At 64.2% G+C, this 16,201-nt stretch carries 17 protein-coding genes; 7 read left to right on the forward strand and 10 right to left on the reverse strand.

What is annotated here, in order from left to right; genetic code table 11:
- Window positions 1–4: 4 nt before the first annotated feature.
- Complete coding sequence (msrB, locus tag NDO55_RS01335) at window positions 5–502, reverse strand: peptide-methionine (R)-S-oxide reductase MsrB (protein WP_252111682.1); 498 nt, start codon at window positions 500–502, stop codon at window positions 5–7.
- 111 nt (window positions 503–613) lie between these two features.
- Between msrB and NDO55_RS01340 the strand changes: the two genes are divergently transcribed.
- Window positions 614–1,282, forward strand: coding sequence for a hypothetical protein (locus NDO55_RS01340; protein ID WP_252111684.1), 669 nt, complete (start codon window positions 614–616; stop codon window positions 1,280–1,282).
- Here the strand turns inward: NDO55_RS01340 and NDO55_RS01345 are convergent.
- Window positions 1,279–3,042: an ABC transporter transmembrane domain-containing protein gene (locus NDO55_RS01345; protein WP_252111686.1), complete on the reverse strand. Its 1,764-nt coding sequence runs from the start codon at window positions 3,040–3,042 to the stop codon at window positions 1,279–1,281. The two genes, NDO55_RS01340 and NDO55_RS01345, sit on opposite strands and share 4 nt — an antisense overlap.
- 208 nt (window positions 3,043–3,250) lie before the next feature.
- Between NDO55_RS01345 and NDO55_RS01350 the strand changes: the two genes are divergently transcribed.
- Both NDO55_RS01350 and NDO55_RS01355 read left to right on the forward strand, forming a co-directional pair.
- The gene (locus NDO55_RS01350; protein ID WP_252111688.1) at window positions 3,251–4,480 is read left to right on the forward strand and encodes a polyhydroxyalkanoate depolymerase; all 1,230 of its coding nucleotides are present in this window, start codon (window positions 3,251–3,253) and stop codon (window positions 4,478–4,480) included.
- 46 nt (window positions 4,481–4,526) lie between these two features.
- Window positions 4,527–5,426, forward strand: coding sequence for an energy transducer TonB (locus tag NDO55_RS01355; protein WP_252111690.1), 900 nt, complete (start codon window positions 4,527–4,529; stop codon window positions 5,424–5,426).
- Here the strand turns inward: NDO55_RS01355 and NDO55_RS01360 are convergent.
- Together NDO55_RS01360 and NDO55_RS01365 are read right to left on the reverse strand one after the other, a co-directional pair.
- On the reverse strand, window positions 5,423–6,856 hold the full coding sequence (locus tag NDO55_RS01360) for an MFS transporter (protein ID WP_252111692.1): 1,434 nt from the start codon (window positions 6,854–6,856) through the stop codon (window positions 5,423–5,425). The two genes, NDO55_RS01355 and NDO55_RS01360, sit on opposite strands and share 4 nt — an antisense overlap.
- Entirely contained in the window at window positions 6,853–7,458 is a 606-nt protein-coding gene (locus NDO55_RS01365) for a DUF4126 domain-containing protein (protein WP_252111694.1), read from the reverse strand. Before NDO55_RS01365 ends, NDO55_RS01360 begins: the two co-directional genes overlap by 4 nt.
- A gap of 95 nt (window positions 7,459–7,553) precedes the next feature.
- Between NDO55_RS01365 and NDO55_RS01370 the strand changes: the two genes are divergently transcribed.
- On the forward strand, window positions 7,554–8,837 hold the full coding sequence (locus tag NDO55_RS01370; RefSeq protein WP_252111696.1) for a metal-dependent hydrolase family protein: 1,284 nt from the start codon (window positions 7,554–7,556) through the stop codon (window positions 8,835–8,837).
- 260 nt (window positions 8,838–9,097) lie between these two features.
- On the opposite strand, the gene NDO55_RS01375 is transcribed toward NDO55_RS01370, so the two are convergent.
- The 5 genes from NDO55_RS01375 to NDO55_RS01395 all read right to left on the reverse strand — a co-directional run bounded on the left by NDO55_RS01375 (window position 9,098) and on the right by NDO55_RS01395 (window position 13,845).
- Window positions 9,098–9,511 carry a hypothetical protein gene (locus NDO55_RS01375; protein WP_252111697.1) on the reverse strand — a complete coding sequence of 138 codons (414 nt, stop codon included), beginning with the start codon at window positions 9,509–9,511 and terminating at the stop codon, window positions 9,098–9,100.
- Between the two features lie 156 nt (window positions 9,512–9,667).
- Window positions 9,668–10,849: an acetyl-CoA C-acyltransferase gene (locus NDO55_RS01380; RefSeq protein ID WP_252111699.1), complete on the reverse strand. Its 1,182-nt coding sequence runs from the start codon at window positions 10,847–10,849 to the stop codon at window positions 9,668–9,670.
- Window positions 10,850–10,860: 11 nt separating this feature from the next.
- Entirely contained in the window at window positions 10,861–11,316 is a 456-nt protein-coding gene (locus NDO55_RS01385) for a MaoC family dehydratase (protein ID WP_252111701.1), read from the reverse strand.
- A 111-nt stretch (window positions 11,317–11,427) separates the two neighbouring features.
- Complete coding sequence (locus NDO55_RS01390; RefSeq protein ID WP_252111703.1) at window positions 11,428–12,765, reverse strand: mechanosensitive ion channel family protein; 1,338 nt, start codon at window positions 12,763–12,765, stop codon at window positions 11,428–11,430.
- A 39-nt stretch (window positions 12,766–12,804) separates the two neighbouring features.
- Window positions 12,805–13,845 (reverse strand): DNA topoisomerase IB, encoded by a 1,041-nt coding sequence (locus NDO55_RS01395; protein WP_252111705.1) that lies wholly within the window; start codon window positions 13,843–13,845, stop codon window positions 12,805–12,807.
- A 74-nt stretch (window positions 13,846–13,919) separates the two neighbouring features.
- Here NDO55_RS01395 and NDO55_RS01400 point away from each other — a divergent pair, with 74 nt between their 5' ends.
- Both NDO55_RS01400 and NDO55_RS01405 read left to right on the forward strand, forming a co-directional pair.
- Window positions 13,920–14,462 (forward strand): type 1 glutamine amidotransferase domain-containing protein, encoded by a 543-nt coding sequence (locus NDO55_RS01400; RefSeq protein ID WP_252111706.1) that lies wholly within the window; start codon window positions 13,920–13,922, stop codon window positions 14,460–14,462.
- A 35-nt stretch (window positions 14,463–14,497) separates the two neighbouring features.
- Window positions 14,498–14,923 carry a hypothetical protein gene (locus tag NDO55_RS01405; protein WP_252111708.1) on the forward strand — a complete coding sequence of 142 codons (426 nt, stop codon included), beginning with the start codon at window positions 14,498–14,500 and terminating at the stop codon, window positions 14,921–14,923.
- 6 nt (window positions 14,924–14,929) lie between these two features.
- Here the strand turns inward: NDO55_RS01405 and NDO55_RS01410 are convergent, their stop codons facing one another.
- A complete protein-coding gene (locus NDO55_RS01410) occupies window positions 14,930–15,265 on the reverse strand; it encodes a hypothetical protein (protein ID WP_252111710.1) in 336 nt (111 codons plus the stop codon).
- Between the two features lie 271 nt (window positions 15,266–15,536).
- Here NDO55_RS01410 and NDO55_RS01420 point away from each other — a divergent pair, with 271 nt between their 5' ends.
- Entirely contained in the window at window positions 15,537–16,178 is a 642-nt protein-coding gene (locus tag NDO55_RS01420; RefSeq protein ID WP_252111714.1) for a S24 family peptidase, read from the forward strand.
- Window positions 16,179–16,201 lie beyond the last annotated feature (23 nt).

A 16,201-nucleotide genomic window follows, 5' to 3' on the forward strand; every position in this document is an offset into this window, starting at 1 on the left:
AGCGTTAGGCGGGCTTGAAGCGCAGCGCGAGGCCGTTGATGCAGTGACGCTTGCCGGTCGGCGGCGGGCCGTCGTTGAAGCGGTGGCCGAGATGGCCGCCGCAGGTCGCGCAATGCTCTTCGGTGCGGATCATGCCCAATGACGTGTCGCGGGCATAGCCGACGCGGTTGGGCAGGATGGCGCGGGTGAAGGCAGGCCAGCCGGTGCGGCTGTCATACTTGTCTGAGGAGGAGAAAAGCGGCGTGTCGCAACCCGCGCAATGATAGATGCCCGGTCGCTTCTCGTCGTTGAGCGGGCTGGAATAGGGCCTTTCGGTTCCCGACTGGCGAAGGATACGATAGCGCTCGTCGCCGAGCTGGCGGCGCCATTGGCGGTCGGTCTTGCGGACCGGGAAGGCATCGCGGTCGACCTTGGCCCCGCCCGACATGGCAAAGGCGGTTCCCGCCACCCCGATGGCGGCGGCACCCAGCAAAGCGCGGCGGTCGATTCCAGACTTGAGCATGATTTCCTTCCTATCCAGTCACCAACTCGTGGCGGCGACAATAGTTTTCCTTTTCTTCGAACGAGATACGGGCAAAGTTACACATTGGATTGCGTAAAGTTGGGGGCGGGTATGGATTTTCACAGGCTCATCAAGTCGCTGGACGCGCTCGTCTACGAAGTGCTGTCCTGGCTGCTTTTCTACCCAATGACGATCTGGTGGATGCTACGCCAGCCGGTCAAAACGATGCTGGCGGTCGAGCGCGAGCTCAAGGAAGATGCAGAGCATAGCTTCGACGACATGATCGGTCCGCCGCTCTTCCTGGCACTCACGATTGGGCTGCTGCACCTGTTCGACCCTGCGGACCTTGTCGAGACGACTTCCGGTATTTCCGACACCGCGGCAGGCTTTCTGGCCGACGAAAAGAATCTGGTCGGTGCGCGCATCATCCTGTTCGGGACACTTCCCTTGCTTGCAGCCCTGTGGATGGTCGGCGCGCGCGGCGAGCGGGCCAGCATGTCGAGCTTGCGCGCACCGGTCTATGCCGCCTGCTACCCGACCGCGATCTTTGCTTTTCTTTTCACCGTCGCCAACCATCTCACTAATCGGCACGAAGCGCTGGCCGCGCTAGAGGGAGTCGGCATCCTGCTGGCAGGTATTGGCTGGTGGATGCTTGTCGTGTCGCTTTGGTATCGCGCCGAACTCAAGATTGCCTGGTGGCGGGCGCTACTGCGGACAGGGGCGCTGCTGGTCAGCTGGGTCGTCTTGCTGACAGTGGTCGGCTTCCTGCTCGGCGCCTAGCTGCCATTGTCGAATTGCAGGCTGGCGAGGCGGCTGTAGAGGCCGCCCTTGGCAATCAGTTCGTCATGCGTGCCCTGTTCGACGATCGCGCCGTCGTCCATCACGAGGATGCGTGTCGCGGCGCGGACGGTGGCGAGGCGATGCGCGATGACGATGGTCGTGCGCGTGCCCATGAGCGCATCGAGTGCAGCCTGGACGCGCGCTTCGCTCTCGGCATCGAGCGCCGAGGTGGCTTCGTCGAGTAGTAGCAGCGGCGCATCCTTGCGCAGGAGGGCGCGGGCGATGGCGAGGCGCTGGCGCTGGCCGCCCGACAGGCGCGCGCCGCCTTCGCCGAGATAGGTGTCGAGGCCCTCGGGGAGCGCTTTCAGGAAATCCTCTGCATGCGCGGCGCGCGCAGCTTCCCAGATATCCTCGTCGGTCGCGTCCCAGCGGCCGTAGCGCAGATTGTCGCGCGCCGAGGCTGCAAAGATCATGACTTCCTGCGGCACCATGGCGATGCGACGGCGCAATTCCTCGGGATCGACCGTGGCAATGTCGGTGCCGTCGAACAGGACCTGTCCCTCGGCCGGATCGTAGAAACGCTGGGCGAGCTGGAAGATGGTGGTCTTGCCTGCACCCGACGGGCCCACAAGCGCGACCAGTTCGTCCGGCCGGATGTCGAAATTCATCGCATCGAGCGCCTTCTCGCCCGGGCGCGTGGGATAGCGGAAAGTGACGTTGTCGAATGTCAGGCGACCGCGCGCCGGATCGGGGAGAGGCACCGGATTGGCAGGCGCGACGATGTCGGGCTGTTCCTGGACCAACTCGTTGAGGCGCTGGCTGGCGCCGGCGGCGCGGAGCAGGTCGCCATAGACTTCGGAAAGCGCACCGAACGCGCCGGCGAGCAGGCCGCCATAGAGGACGAAGGCCGCAATATCGCCGCCCGACATGCGCCCGGCGCGCACGTCGATCGCGCCCTGCCAGATGATGAAGATGATGCCTGAGAAAAAGAGCGTGATCGAAATGCCGGTCAGCAGCGCGCGCAGGAGGATGCGGCGCTTGGAGACGGCGAAGACCTGTTCGGTGGCATCGCCGAACCGCTCGGTCTCGCGATGCTGCTGGCCGAAGGCGAGGACGATCTTCATGGCGGCGAAGACTTCGCTCGAGACGGTGCCGACATCGGCGATGCGGTCCTGGCTCTTGACCGACACGTCGCGAACGCGGCGGCCGAGCATGATGACCGGGATGAGGATGAGCGGCAGCGCCAGCAGCATCATGCCCGCCAGCTTGGGCGCGATGTAGAAGAGGAAACCGGCACAGACCACGCCGAGGACGATGTTGCGCAGCGCCACCGACACCGTGGTGCCGACGACCTGCTGGATCACGGTCGTGTCGACGGTGATGCGGCTGGTAATCTCGGCAGGGCGGTTCTCCTCGAAAAAAGCTGGCGACAGGCGCAGGAGGTTGCGATGCACGGCAAGGCGGATGTCGGCGACGACCCGCTCGCCCAGCCAGCTCACGAAATAGAAACGCAGCGCCGTGGCGATCGCCATGATGACGACGAGCAGCAGCAGATATTCGAACCAGCGGGCAATATCGCCTTCGCCGCCAAAGCCGCGATCGATGATCAGCTTGAAGGCGTAAGGCACCCCGGCAGTCGCCCCAGCGGCGAGCGCCAGCGCCAGCACGGCCATCGCGATCCGGCCGGGATAATTGGCAGCCGTGCGCCAGACCATGGCGAGGTTGGACAGATTCTTCTTGGGGGGAGGGATCGTTGCCATCTTGTCTCACCCCCTATCAGCGCTTGTCATGCGCCTCAATCGCCACTTTTCGCATATTTGCCGTGCATTTTTCGGCGAAGCGGCGGCCAAGCGATGCAGGAGGGCATCATTCGCACCGCATTCGACCATCCAGCGCGAGTCGGGGGGTTGATGCTGCGAGCGCGAAGGGCCACACCACCCGCCAACCTTATGTATTTCAGGAACATGCATGCTTTACGACGCCTATGAGGTGCAGCGCTCGCTTCTCGCGGGGGCTTCGAAAATGGCAGGTCTGGGCGCCGGTTGGCTCAGCAATCCCTCCAATCCCTTCGGTTATGGTTCGATGGGCCCGATCGTGGCCGCAGGCCTCGACGTGTTCGCGCATGCCGCCGCGCCGCGCGGCAAGCCCGATTTCCATATCAATTCGGTGGAAGTAAAGGGCGAGGCGGTCGCGGTCGACGAGGATGTCACCGTGCGCAAGCCGTTCGGCAACCTCCTCCATTTCCGCAAGAAGGGTGTGAGCGGGCAGGAGCCGCTGCTCATCGTCGCGCCGATGTCGGGCCACTTTGCGACGCTGCTGCGCGGGACGGTCGAGCGGATGCTGCCGGGGCATGAAGTCTATATCACCGACTGGGCGGATGCGAAGACGGTGCCGCTGTCGGACGGGGCCTTCGATCTCGACAGCTATATCGATTATTTGATCGAATTCCTCGAGGCGATCCATGCCGAAACAGGCAAGGTCCCGCACATGCTGGCGGTGTGCCAACCCTCGGTGCCGGCCTATGCCGCGGTTGCGATTATGAATGGCGAGGACCACCCGGCTAGCCCCAAGACGCTGACCATGATGGGCGGGCCGATCGACACGCGCGAGGCGCCGACGGCGGTCAACACGCTGGCGACCCAGCGCCCGCACGCCTGGTTCCAGCAGAATGTCATCGCCACCGTGCCCTACGTCTATGCCGGCGCGGGGCGGAAGGTCTATCCGGGCTTCCTCCAGCTGGCGGGTTTCATGACCATGAACCTCGGCAGCCACCTCATGAGCCATTGGGAGATGTTCAAGCATCTCGTCGTGGGCGACGAGGAAAGCGCGGACCGCACCCGCGAATTTTACGAGGAATATCGCTCGGTCGCCGACATGACGGCGGAATTCTATCTCCAGACCATCGATGTGGTGTTCCAGAGCCATGCGCTGCCCAATGGCGAATATACGCACAAGGGCGAGGTGGTGGATCCGGGCGAGATCACCAAGACGGCCTTGCTGGCGATCGAGGGCGAGCGCGACGATATTTCGGGCATCGGCCAGACCAAGGCGTCGCTGACGCTCGCCACGGGGTTGGCCGAGAAGAAGAAAAAATACCTGCTCGCCGAGGGCGTCGGCCATTACGGTATCTTCAACGGCGGCAAATGGCGCGACCGGATCGCACCGGTGGTCGAAGATTTCATCGCCAAACATGCTTGAATGAGAGCGCTCCCGCTGGTTTGATGCCGGCGGGAGGAATTTCATCATGTTGCGTTTGACCGTTGGCGCTGCGGCGCTTCTTACCGCCATGCCGGCGCAGGCCCAGCCGCTCGAGCCGAGCAGTCGCTGGCAAGTCGATTTCGGCGAGACCGAATGCCTGGCCATCCGCAAATATGGCGAGGGTGCCGAGGCGACGCATTTGGTGATCAAGCCCTATGCCACCGGTGACCGTTTCGAGATTGCGCTGATCGACGATCGCGTGACTGGCGACACGCTGTCGCAAGGCGGGACCATGCGGGTTGGTGATGATGACATCGCCCTTCCGGGCATTCGCTTTTCCGATGATGAAGCAGGGCGGACGGTCACGACCTGGTTCGGCGACGACCTGTCGGCCCTGTCGGGCGCGGAGCAGGTCGATCTCGAGCTGGGCGAGGGTGAGCGCTCGCTAAAGCTCACCCAGGCCACGGCGGTCGTCGATGCGCTGCAGGAATGCCGCACTGTACTGGCGGACCGCTACAACATGTCGGGCAATGTCGTGACGACCCCGCCGCAGGGCAATGTCGATGTGCTGCGCGACGAGGATTATCCGCTGCTCGCCCTCGACGAGGACCAGGAAAGCGTGTTTCGCGCGCTGCTGCTGCTCGACGAGGAAGGAAATGTAGCGGAGTGCTCGCTGCTGAGCTTTGCCGGTGATGCGCTGTTCGTGGCGCGCAGCTGCGGGCTGATCCGCGAGCGCGCCCGGTTCGAACCGGCGATCGGGCCGGACGGCACGGCCGTGCGCTCGGCCTTCGTGACGCCGGTGGTGCAATGGCGGCTGGGCAAGGAGATCTCCAATCAGACGTTCCGCGATTTCGAGCGGCGCGACCGCGCCATTCGCGAACGTAGCCGCGGCCCGGGCGACAGCGAAGGTGTGCTGCTGCGCCCGCCCGGCGAACGTCCGCGCTAGTCTTTCGCTATATTGAGGTTGGACAGGCCGAACCAGGCGACGACGCCCGCCAGCGCCGCCGCCGCGGCCATGGCGAGTAGCGCATCGTGAAAGCCGCCGAAGAGCGCGCTGCCCGTTAGCGACAGGACACCGCCCATCAGCGCGACGGCAATGAGGTTGCCGGTGCGGCTGACCGCATTGTTGAGGCCCGAGGCGGTGCCGGTATAGCGCTCCTCGACAGCGGCCATGACCGCGCTGGTCAGGGGGGCGACGGCCAGCGCCATGCCGATGCCGACCACCGCGATGGCGGGGAGGACCGTGGTCCAATAATCGCTGCCCTCGCTAATGCGCATCCCGAGCAGGAGGCCGCCGGCGACGACAAGCGGGCCAATGGTGAGCGGAAGGCGCGCGCCGATGCGCTCGGCGATACCACCCATGATCGGGCTGCCGAGACCGATGATCAGCGGGAAGGGCATGATGGCGAGCCCCGCCAAGGTCTCCGAATAGCCGCCGCTTTCGATCAGCAGGTAGGGCAGGATGAGGAGCAATGCGCCCAAGGCGCCGTAGAGCAGGAAGGTGAGCAGGTTCAACGCGACGACGCACTGCCCGCCAAACAGGCCGAGCGGCATCATGGCGTGATCGCCGGCGGCGCGCTCGATTTTAAGGAAGAAGGCGAGGAAGCCCAGCCCCACGATGCCTGCGGTCACGACGTTGGTGGTGATGCTGCCGCCTTCGCTCCAGAAGGTGAGGGCCAGCGCGATGCCGCCAAGCCCGATGGTGGCGGTCGCGGCACCGGGCCAATCGATGCTGTTCGTGTCACCCGAAGTGACTTCGTCGACGCGGGTGAGGGCGATGGTGATGGCGGCGATAGAGAGCGGGACCAAAAGCCAGAAGATGGCCGGCCAGGCGTAATTCTCGACGATCCAGCCGCCCGCCAGCGGGGCGACCGCGCCGCCAATGGCGCCAGCTGCGGCCCATGTCCCGACCGCGCGGCCGCGGGCCTCGCCGGCGAAGGCGCCGTTCAATAAAGCGAGGCTGTTGGGCAGGAGGAGGGCACCGCCAATGCCTTGGCCGGCGCGGCCGATGATGAGCGCTTCGAGCGTGGGGACCAGTGCGCAGAGCAGGCTCGCGGCGCCGAACAGGGCGGTGCCGAGCATCAGCATTGTCTTGCGGCCATAATGGTCGCCCAGCGCACCGCCGATGAGCAGTAAGGCGGCGAGCGGCAGGAAGTAGGCGTTAACGACCCACTGGATCGCCGCGGCACTGGCGTCGAGGTCGGCGCGGATGGCGGGCAGCGCGACCGTGACGATGGAGCCGTCGATGAAGGCGAGGCTGGAGGCCAGCACCGACATGATGAGGACCGAACGGGGGTGAGACTGGTTGCCCGATGGCGCGGTGTCGGCTGCGCTCGCAGCGCGCGGGTCGCAATCGTGCGGGGTCTGATGGCTCAAATCTTTTCCTGTGGCGGGCGCAGTTTGTTCATCGCTCGCGCGACCAGCCGCCGCGCTTTCATGACGAGGTAGAAGGTAAGGCCAATGATCAGCAGGGCGACGACCGCAGCCATGACCGGGTTAAGGATCGCCATGGCCAGCAAGCCGCCGGTGGCGACATCCTCGACGGTGGAGACGACGACGTTGCTGACGGGTTCGGGCGAGGCGTTGACGACGGTGCGCGCGCTGGCCTTGCCGGTATGCGCCATGAAGGCCGCGCCCCCGCCCAGCAGGAAGGCCGCGACCTGGAAAGCGGGATCACCGGCGTCGATGATGGCGAGGCTGAGGAGCGCGCCGCCCAGGGGGCGCAGCAGCGAGTGCAGGCTGTCCCAGGCGCTGTCGACCCAGGCGACCTTGTCGGCGAAGAATTCGGCAAAGGTGCCGATGCCGGCAATGGCGAGGATCCACGGATTGGCGAGGACGTCGAGCGCCTGCAGATTTTCAGGGAGCGGGACCCAGCCGAAATGCATGCCCAATCCGGTGATGAAGGTGACGAGATAGAGCCGCCAGCCTGCTAGCAAGCTGGTCGAGGCGGCAAGCGCGACGAGTTCGACGGCATCCATGGGGGGCAACGTGTCAGAGGGGGATAAGCTGCGCAAGGCTTGCGCGGATCATCAAGGCGCGGCAGGTTTCCCGCCAACAGACAGGGGGTCTACCGATGAAAAAGCTTCTTCTTGCCGCCGCGAGTGCGATGGCGCTGACGGCCACGCCGGCCTTTGCGCAGGATACGATCCTTGCCGGGAACCTGATCGCCGATGCGTCCGAGGGGGCGAGCGGGCCGGCGACGATCATTGTCGATAAGGGCAGGATCGTTTCGATCACGCCGGGGCTCGACGCGCCGCGCCAGGGCACGGTCTACGACCTGTCGGACAAGACGGTAATGCCGGGCATGATCGACATGCATGTCCATTTGTCGGGCGATCCGTCGGGCGAGTTCTGGCGCTCGGCGACGACGCCGTTCGAGTGGAATACGGTGCTGGGCGTCAAGAATGCGCGGATCACGCTGGAGGCGGGCTTCACGACGGTGCGCGATGTCGGATCGCGCGGACAGCATAGCGTGTTTGCGCTGCGTCGCGGCACCGCAGAATGGGTCATTCCCGGCCCGCGTATCATTGCGGCGGGGCCGAGCCTTGCGATCATCGGCGGGCATGGCGACGTCAACGGCTTCCTGCCCGAAATCAACGAAGCGCTGGATCGCGGCTATAATTGCACCGGTCCGACCGAATGCGCGGCCAAGGTGCGGCTGGCGAGCCAGAACGGGTCGGACCTCATCAAGATCACTGCGACCGGCGGCGTGCTGAGCCAGCAGGGGCGGGGCCTTGGCGCGCATTTCACGCTGGAAGAGATGAAGGCGATCGTCGATACGGCGGCGAGCCTCGGCATCAACGTGGCAGCGCATGCGCATGGGGCGCGGGGCATCGAGCTGGCTGCAGAAGCCGGCGTCTCGACCATCGAACATGGCACTTTTGCCGATGAAGCAGCGCTCGAGGTGATGGCCGAGAACGGGACCTATTTCGTGCCGACCCTGCTCGCCTTTCGCGGGGTCAGCGAAATGATGGCCGAGGGCGCCTACACACCGGTGGTCAACGCCAAGATTCGCGAAGTCATGCCGCAGGTCGGCAAGCCCATTCGCATGGCCATCGAGATGGGCGTGCCCATCGCCTACGGCACCGATGCGGGCGTGTTCGACCATGGCCGCAATGCCGAGGAATTGCAGATGCTGGTCGATGCGGGGATGAGCCCGCAGGGCGCGATCGAAAGCGCGACCCTGGTCGCGGCGCGCGCGCTCGGCATGGAGAATGAGATCGGGCGCATCGCGGTCGGCTATTCGGCCGATATCATCGCCTTTGACGGCGATCCCTATGCCGATGTTACCGTACTGGAAGACGTGGATTGGGTGATGGTGCGCGGCCGCACGCTGGCGGATAGCGCCAACGACTAACGCGCATTCTCCTTCGACGAATGCTCTTGCGACTACACCTGTAATCGACTACATGTGTAATCAACAGGGACGCGAAAGAGGGAGAAGAGCGATGAATGTCAATTTGATCAAAGCTTGTGGCGCCTCTGCGCTGCTCTTTTCGGTAACGCTGGCCATGTTCGGCAGCGGACCGGTGGCTGCGGCTGGAATGCTGTTCGCCTGACGAAATTCAAGGACCCGGGCAAGGGTGGGGCGTCGCTTCTGTGGAGGAGGCGGCGCCCCTATTTTTTCAAGGCTCGGCGCAAGCCCGCATAGAGCATGGCAAGGACCAGATAGACCGCCATCGCGACGAGCACGGGGATCAGCGGCTGGTCGAAGGTGAGGTTGCTGTCGACGCCAGCGATACGCGCGGCAAGGTCGCCATTGATCGTCACGTGCGCGAAGATGGCGAGGCCGAGCGCCAATGCCCCGCCCAGCATGGCCGGCATCTTGGCGAAGCGCGACAAAAGTCGTTCGACGACGAGATAGACGATCAGCAGGAAGGCGGTGCTCAGCGCAGTGAAAAGCGCCCATTGCGGCCAGATGGCGAGGAAGCGCCCGTCAGGCCGGCTAATATGGTCGATATAGTCCGCGATGCTCGCAAGGATGACGAGCACGGTGAAAACGGCAGGAAATGCCGGAAGCTTGCGGTTCATGCGATGTTTGGTAGCGAGTTCGCGATGGCGCGGCTAGCGGGGGCAGGGCGGCCTGCCCCCGTCGATCGGGTTCGCTAGTGCGACCAGTCGGCCGACTTTTCGCATCTCTCGACAGTAGGCAGTTCGCGCGTTGCGCGGTCTGCCTACTGCTCAATGCTACAGGATTTCAAACAGCCCCGCAGCACCCATGCCGCCGCCGACGCACATCGTCACGACGACATATTTCGCGCCGCGGCGCTTGCCTTCGACCAGCGCGTGGCCGGTGCAGCGTGCGCCGGTCATGCCGTAGGGGTGGCCGATCGAGATCGAGCCGCCATTGACGTTGAGAATCTCGTCGGGGATGCCGAGCTTGTCGCGGCAGTAGAGCACTTGCACCGCGAACGCTTCGTTCAATTCCCACAGGCCGATATCGTCCATCTTGAGGCCGGTGCGCTCGAGCAGCTTGGGGATGGCGAAGACGGGGCCGATGCCCATTTCGTCGGGCTCGGTGCCGGCGACGGCCATGCCGACATAGCGGCCGAGCGGCTGGAGGCCGCGCTTCTCGGCTTCGCCCGCTTCCATGACGATGCAGGCCGACGAGCCGTCGGACAGCTGCGAGGCATTGCCCGCGGTGATGCTGGTGCCCGGGCCGAGCACCGGCTGAAGCTGCTGCAGGCCCTCCAATGTGGTGCCGGGGCGGTTGCCTTCGTCTTTCTCGACAGTGATTTCTTTGGTCGAGACTTCGCCGGTTTCCTTGTCCTTGACGCCCATCGTGACGGTGACGGGGACGATCTCGTCGTCGAACTTGCCATTTTCCTGGCCGGCAGCGGTGCGCTGCTGCGACTTCAGCGCATATTCGTCCATCGCCTCGCGGCTGATGCCGTAGCGCTGGGCGACCGTTTCGGCGGTCTGCAGCATCGGCATGTAGGTGGCCGGGTGCATCTTCACGAGCTCGGGGTCCATCGCGACGCGCATCTCGGGGGTCTGCACCATCGAGATCGAGTCCTGGCCGCCCGCGGCGACGATCTGCATATTGTCGGTGATGACCTGTTTGGCGGCGGTGGCGATGGCCATTAGACCCGACGAACACTGACGATCGATCGTCTGGCCCGATACACCGACCGGGCAACCGGCGCGCAGCGCGACCTGGCGACCGATATTGCCGAACTGCGTGCCTTGCGTGAGCACCGCGCCCCAAACGACATCGTCGATTTCGCCGGCGTCGATCTTGGCGCGCTCGATGGCGGGAGCAAGGCTGTAGCTGCCGAGCGTGGCGCCATGGGTCATGTTGAACGCGCCCTTATAGGCGCGGCCGATCGGCGTGCGTGCGGTGGAAACGATGACGGCATCGCGGGACATAAATCTCTCTCCTAGGTGAAAATGAGGCCGAGCCAGTCGGCGATCAAAGCGGGTTTGTCGTCGCCGTCAATCTCGACGGTGACATTGTATTTCATGAGCAGCTGGCCGGGCGCCTTTTCGGTCATGTCGGTAAAAACGAACCGGCCGCGCACTTTGGTCCCGCTGGGCACGGGTTTCAGGAAGCGGACTTTGTCGAGGCCGTAATTGACGGCCATCTTGGTGCCCTCGGGCACGAGCATGACGTCGGCGCCCATGCGCGAGAGCAAAGACAGGCTGAGGAAGCCGTGAGCGATGGTGCCGCCGAACGGCGTCTGCTTGGCGAGATCCTCGTCGATATGGATGAATTGCCGGTCCTCGGTCGCCTCGGCGAACTGGTCGATGCGCGCCTGCGGCACCTCGATCCAGTCGGATGCGCCCAGCTCCTGGCCGACCTTGGCGCGTATCTCTTCGAGGGGGGCAACGGGCAAGTCTCTCTCCTTCGCAGGAGGTCTTACACTTACGTAAACGTCAAGACAAGCGGGTTGCGGGACGAAACTTGTTCGTTCGTGCCCATCACCGGGCAGGCTGCGCGGCGGTTGCTATTCGTCGCCGCCTTCGCCGCCGCCCGGGCCGACATCGCTCGAGCCCGGAGCTTCGGCAGCAATGTCATCCGGCTTGCTCTTGGGCGTGACCGTCACTTTGGCGTCGGGTGCGGCGACGACCTTGGTGTCATTGTCGCCCGCATCGGCAAACATCGCGCCGAAGCCCTCGGGATAAGGCATGATCATCGTGCCGTCGGGGGCCGAGGTGAAGGTGGTCTGCGTGGGATAGGCGAATTCGATGCCATGCTCGCTGAACAGGCGCGTAATCTCGATCAGGATGCGGCTCTTGGTGCCGACAATCTCGTCATAGTCGGTCGAATAATGGTCGTAGATGAAGATGAAATCGATCGAGCTGTCGCCAAAGCCGGTGCAGATGGTGCGGACCGGCTGGATCGCTTCATTGTCGAGAATGGTGCTCTCGACGATGGCCTTGATCTGGCTCAGCTTTTCCGGACTGGTCTGGTAGATGACGCCGAACGGGATCTCCATGCGGCGACGTTCGGCGAGCGCGATATTGGTGACTTCCTGGCCCAACAGCTGGGTATTGCCGATGATCACCTGTTCGCCCGACACGGCGCGCAGACGGGTCGTCTTGAGGCCGATTTTCTCGACCGTTCCGAACGTGCCCGCAGCGCCGCCATAATTGATCGTGTCGCCGCGGCGGAAGGGGCGGTCGAAGACGATGGAGAGGGCCGCGAAGAGGTCCTCGAAAATGCCCTGTGCGGCAAGGCCGATGGCGATGCCGCCAATGCCGAGGCCGGTGATGAGGGGTAGGACGTTGACGCCGAGATTGCTGAGGATGATCAGCGCGGCGATGGCGAAGACCGCGACGTTGACCAGCACGCGGATGATGCTGAGCGCGTTGCCGATCGTGCTGTCTGGATCGTCTTCCTCGAGCGCAGCGCGCGACTTGACGACGCCCAGCACCAGCTCGCGCACCCAGATGGCGGCCTGCAGCGTGATGGCGATGACGAGCGCGGTGTCGAAGAAACGGTCGATGAACCGCGGCACTTCGGTCTGGTTCACGACCACGTCGAAGGCGAGGATCAGCATGAACAGGATGGTGGTCTTGGCAAAGACCCCGGCGATGATGCCGGTCCAGCTGGTCCGGTCCTGCGTGCGCTTGCGATGGGCGCGGCCGACCGAACGGAGGATCAGCATGAGGCCGGTCAGGCCGATGGCGATGAGCGAGCCGACCAGCAGCCCCTCCCAGTTGGCGGCAAACCAGTCGAGGGTCGAGACGACGGGCGCCTCGATCGCTTCGACCGTCTGTTCGACGGCGGCGGGGTCGGTAACGTCGGCAACGACGTCGCTAATGCTGTTTTCTGCGCTCATGGGGGCTTCAATGGCCCCGCGAGAGGCGACTTTCAACCGCTAGCGGCCGAAGAAACGCCGCGCCAGGCGTTGCTGCCACTTGGGCGGCGGGTCGCCTTGTTCGAGGAAAGCGAGCAACGCGGTCTCCGATCGGTCGAGCCGTTTGCGAGCGCGCGACGGCGGGGTGAAGCCATCGAGCGGCGCACGCGGACGGTCCTTCACCGCCTCGATCAGGTCGGGATGGATGTAGCTCGAACGGGTGACCGCTGGCGTGTTGCCGAGCATCTCCGCGACAGGCTCCACGATCGATTTCAGCGTTACGGGCTGGCTGTCGCGCCGCGCCGCGAGCAGCCCCTCCATCGCCATCGCGCTGGCGCCCCAGGTGCGGAAGGTCTTGGCGGTGATGTCGCTGCGCGAGGCTTTGTTGAGGAAGTCGTTGACGTCCTGGCTGTCGATGGCGTGCACGCGCCCGTCGCCATTTTCGTACTGGAAGAGATGCTGGCCGGGCAGGTCCTCGATCTGGCCGAGGACGCGGACGAGGGAAGGGTCGGTGACGGTGATGTCGCGCTCGACACCATGCTTGGCGCGGAAGTTGAGCTTGATGCGGGTTTTCAATCGCTCGACATGTCGGTTGGACAGGGTTGTCGTGCCGAAGCTCTTATTGCGGCTGGCATATTGGCGATTGCCGACACGCAGGTGATGGCGGTCCATCAGGCGGATGGCGGCGGCGACGACCTGTTCCTTGCTCAATTTGCGGCGGCGCAGCGCCTTGTCGACCTTGCGGCGGATTCGCGGCAAGCGGCGCCCAAATTCGGCAAGGCCGGCAAATTTCTCGGCCTCGGCCAGCGCGCGAAAGTCGTCATGATAGCGATATTGCTTGCGGCCTTTCTCATCCATGCCGGTGGCCTGGATATGCCCATGCTCGTCGCGGCAGAACCAGACGTCGCGATAGGCCGGCGGCACGGCGAGGCCGTTCAAGCGGTCGATGATGTCGGGATCGTCGACCTTCGCGCCGCGATCATCATGGTAGGACCAGCCCTTGCCACGGCGAATGCGGGTAAAGCCCGGCTCCTCATCGCTCGAATGACGCAGATGCTGCACGCTTCAACTTCCTTTCCGGATAGCAATGACTCGCGGAGGCGTTATGGGGTTCCCAACGGAAAGGATGTGAAACGATGCAGGATTTGAGCGGCAAGCGGATTTTGATCATGGCGACGGACGGGTTCGAGGAGCTCGAACTGACCGGCCCGCGCGATGCTTTTTCAGAGGCCGGGGCCGAGGTGCATATCGCCTCGCCGAGCCGCAATCCGATCCAGGCTCGCGTCCAGGACGAGCCGACCATCTTCGTGACGCCCGATCTCCTCATCGAGGAGGTCGACATGGAGGATTATGATGCGCTTATCCTGCCGGGCGGCGTCATCAATCCCGACCAGCTGCGCACCAACGACAAGGCGGTCGCACTCATTAAGGCATTCGATGAGGCGGAAAAGCCGCTCGCCGCCATCTGCCATGGTCCGTGGCTGCTGATCGAAGCCGACGTCGTGCGCGGACGCACGGTGACGAGCTGGCCTTCGATCCGCACCGACATGAAGAATGCCGGCGGCGAGGTGGTGGACGAGGAGGCCTGTACCGACGGCCATCTCGTGACCAGCCGCAACCCCGATGACGTGCCTGCCTTCAACGCAGCGATCGCCGACCTGATTTCTGCGGGCAGCTAAGGTCTCGTTTAGATTTGCCACCTAGTTTCGACCCCATGGCGCGGGGACGATTCGACTGGTGTATCGATCTTGGGGCGTCGGCCATCGCGGCCGGCGCTGCGGCACGTTGCGTGCAGCTTATTGCTCCGCAATTCTCTGCCGGCTGGACCGGCGGTGAATTGCTGGCGCTGGCCGGGGCGACCGGCCTCAGCATTTTCGTCGCGACCTTTGCGGTGATGCGCCTGTCGGAACGCTGGCTGTCGCAGCCGGTGGCCGGGGAGCGCGTCGACTTGGCGCCCCTGCACCAGGGTTATGCCTCGATCGCGACGCCGTTGCACAAACTTGTGGGCGGCGCGCCGTCGGCGCTCGGGCAGGGGGAAGGGGCCGCTTTGCGCAGCAACCACGGTTTCCCCGCACCCGGCTCCGACCAGGCCGCCTCGCAAATTGCCGGGATATTGGGCGCGCGCAAACGCGCCTCGTAAGCCATCTCACTCATTGCGAAGCGTCAGCGCTTCGATCTCGATCCCGATCGACCCGTCCTCGCCTTTCATGGGGCCGGCAGCCACCACGATGTCGGCGAGGATGTGGCCCGGAATGTCGAACTCGTTCTCGCTGAGGCCGTCGACCAAAACGTCGGCCCTGGCCTCGGCATCGGGCGGCGGGAGCCGCAAGGAAATTTCATGCCGTTCCCCGCTATAGCTGAGTGAATTCCAATCGACCGAGCGAAACTCGCGGAGCAAAATCCTATCGCGTGGTAGGCCGGTGCGCTCGATGAGCGCGCGAAGCAGCGCCGTGGCGGCGCTGGACAAAGGCGGCCGCATCATGGCCGGCTGTCCAAGTAATTGCGCACCCGGTCGACGGTCCGTTGGCGCGGCTCCCTTCCTCTACGCAGATCGAAGACGAAACGCGGATCCCCAACCGCATCACGTCCGAACCGTGCCGCTGCAATTTCCTTTTTCTTAAGGTGTTTTTCGATATCACGAAGTAAATACACTAACCAATCCCCCATACCCTTGGAGCTCGACTCGGCACATCCCCTGTGTCCCAATGCTATTCCTACTTGTCTAGGAAAAAACCTATAGATATGTTGTAACCATGCCGAATGACCCTAGAGACATGCTGGAGGAGCTGTGTCGGCGCGAGCGCGTCGATTTCGCGACCTTGTCGCGCCTGATCGGTCGCAACGACGCCTATATCCAGCAATATATCCGCCGCGGAACGCCACGCGTGCTCGCCGAGCGCGACCGGCGGCTGATCGCCCGCTATTTTGATATTGACGAGGAGCGCCTGGGTGCGCCCAAGCGCGACATGCCGGGTGGGCTCGTGCCGGTGGTACAGCGGCCGGTGCGCGCTGCGGCCGGCGATGGGGCAGTGAATGGCGATGACCAGGCCGGTGCGCGCTTCGCCTTCGATCGGCGCTGGTTGCGCCAGCTGACCGCGGGGCGACCCGAGGATCTGTCGGTAATCAGGGTGGAGGGCGATTCGATGGCGCCGACGCTCAACGACGGCGATGATATCCTCGTCGACCAAGCCGATGGCGAGGGGCGGCTGCGCGACGGCATCTACGTGCTGCGGATCGACGATGCGCTGGTGGTCAAGAGACTGGCAAAGCATCCGATGGGCGCGCGGGTCACCGTACAATCGGACAATCCGGCCTATACCGACTGGCCCGATTGCAAGCTGTCGGACATTTCGATCATCGGGCGGGTCTTGTGGATCGGGCGTCGCCTCGGCTGAAAAGTCGACGCGTTAACCTTGTC

The sequence above is a fragment of the Sphingomicrobium sediminis genome (assembly GCF_023805295.1).
GTDB lineage: Bacteria > Pseudomonadota > Alphaproteobacteria > Sphingomonadales > Sphingomonadaceae > Sphingomicrobium > Sphingomicrobium sediminis.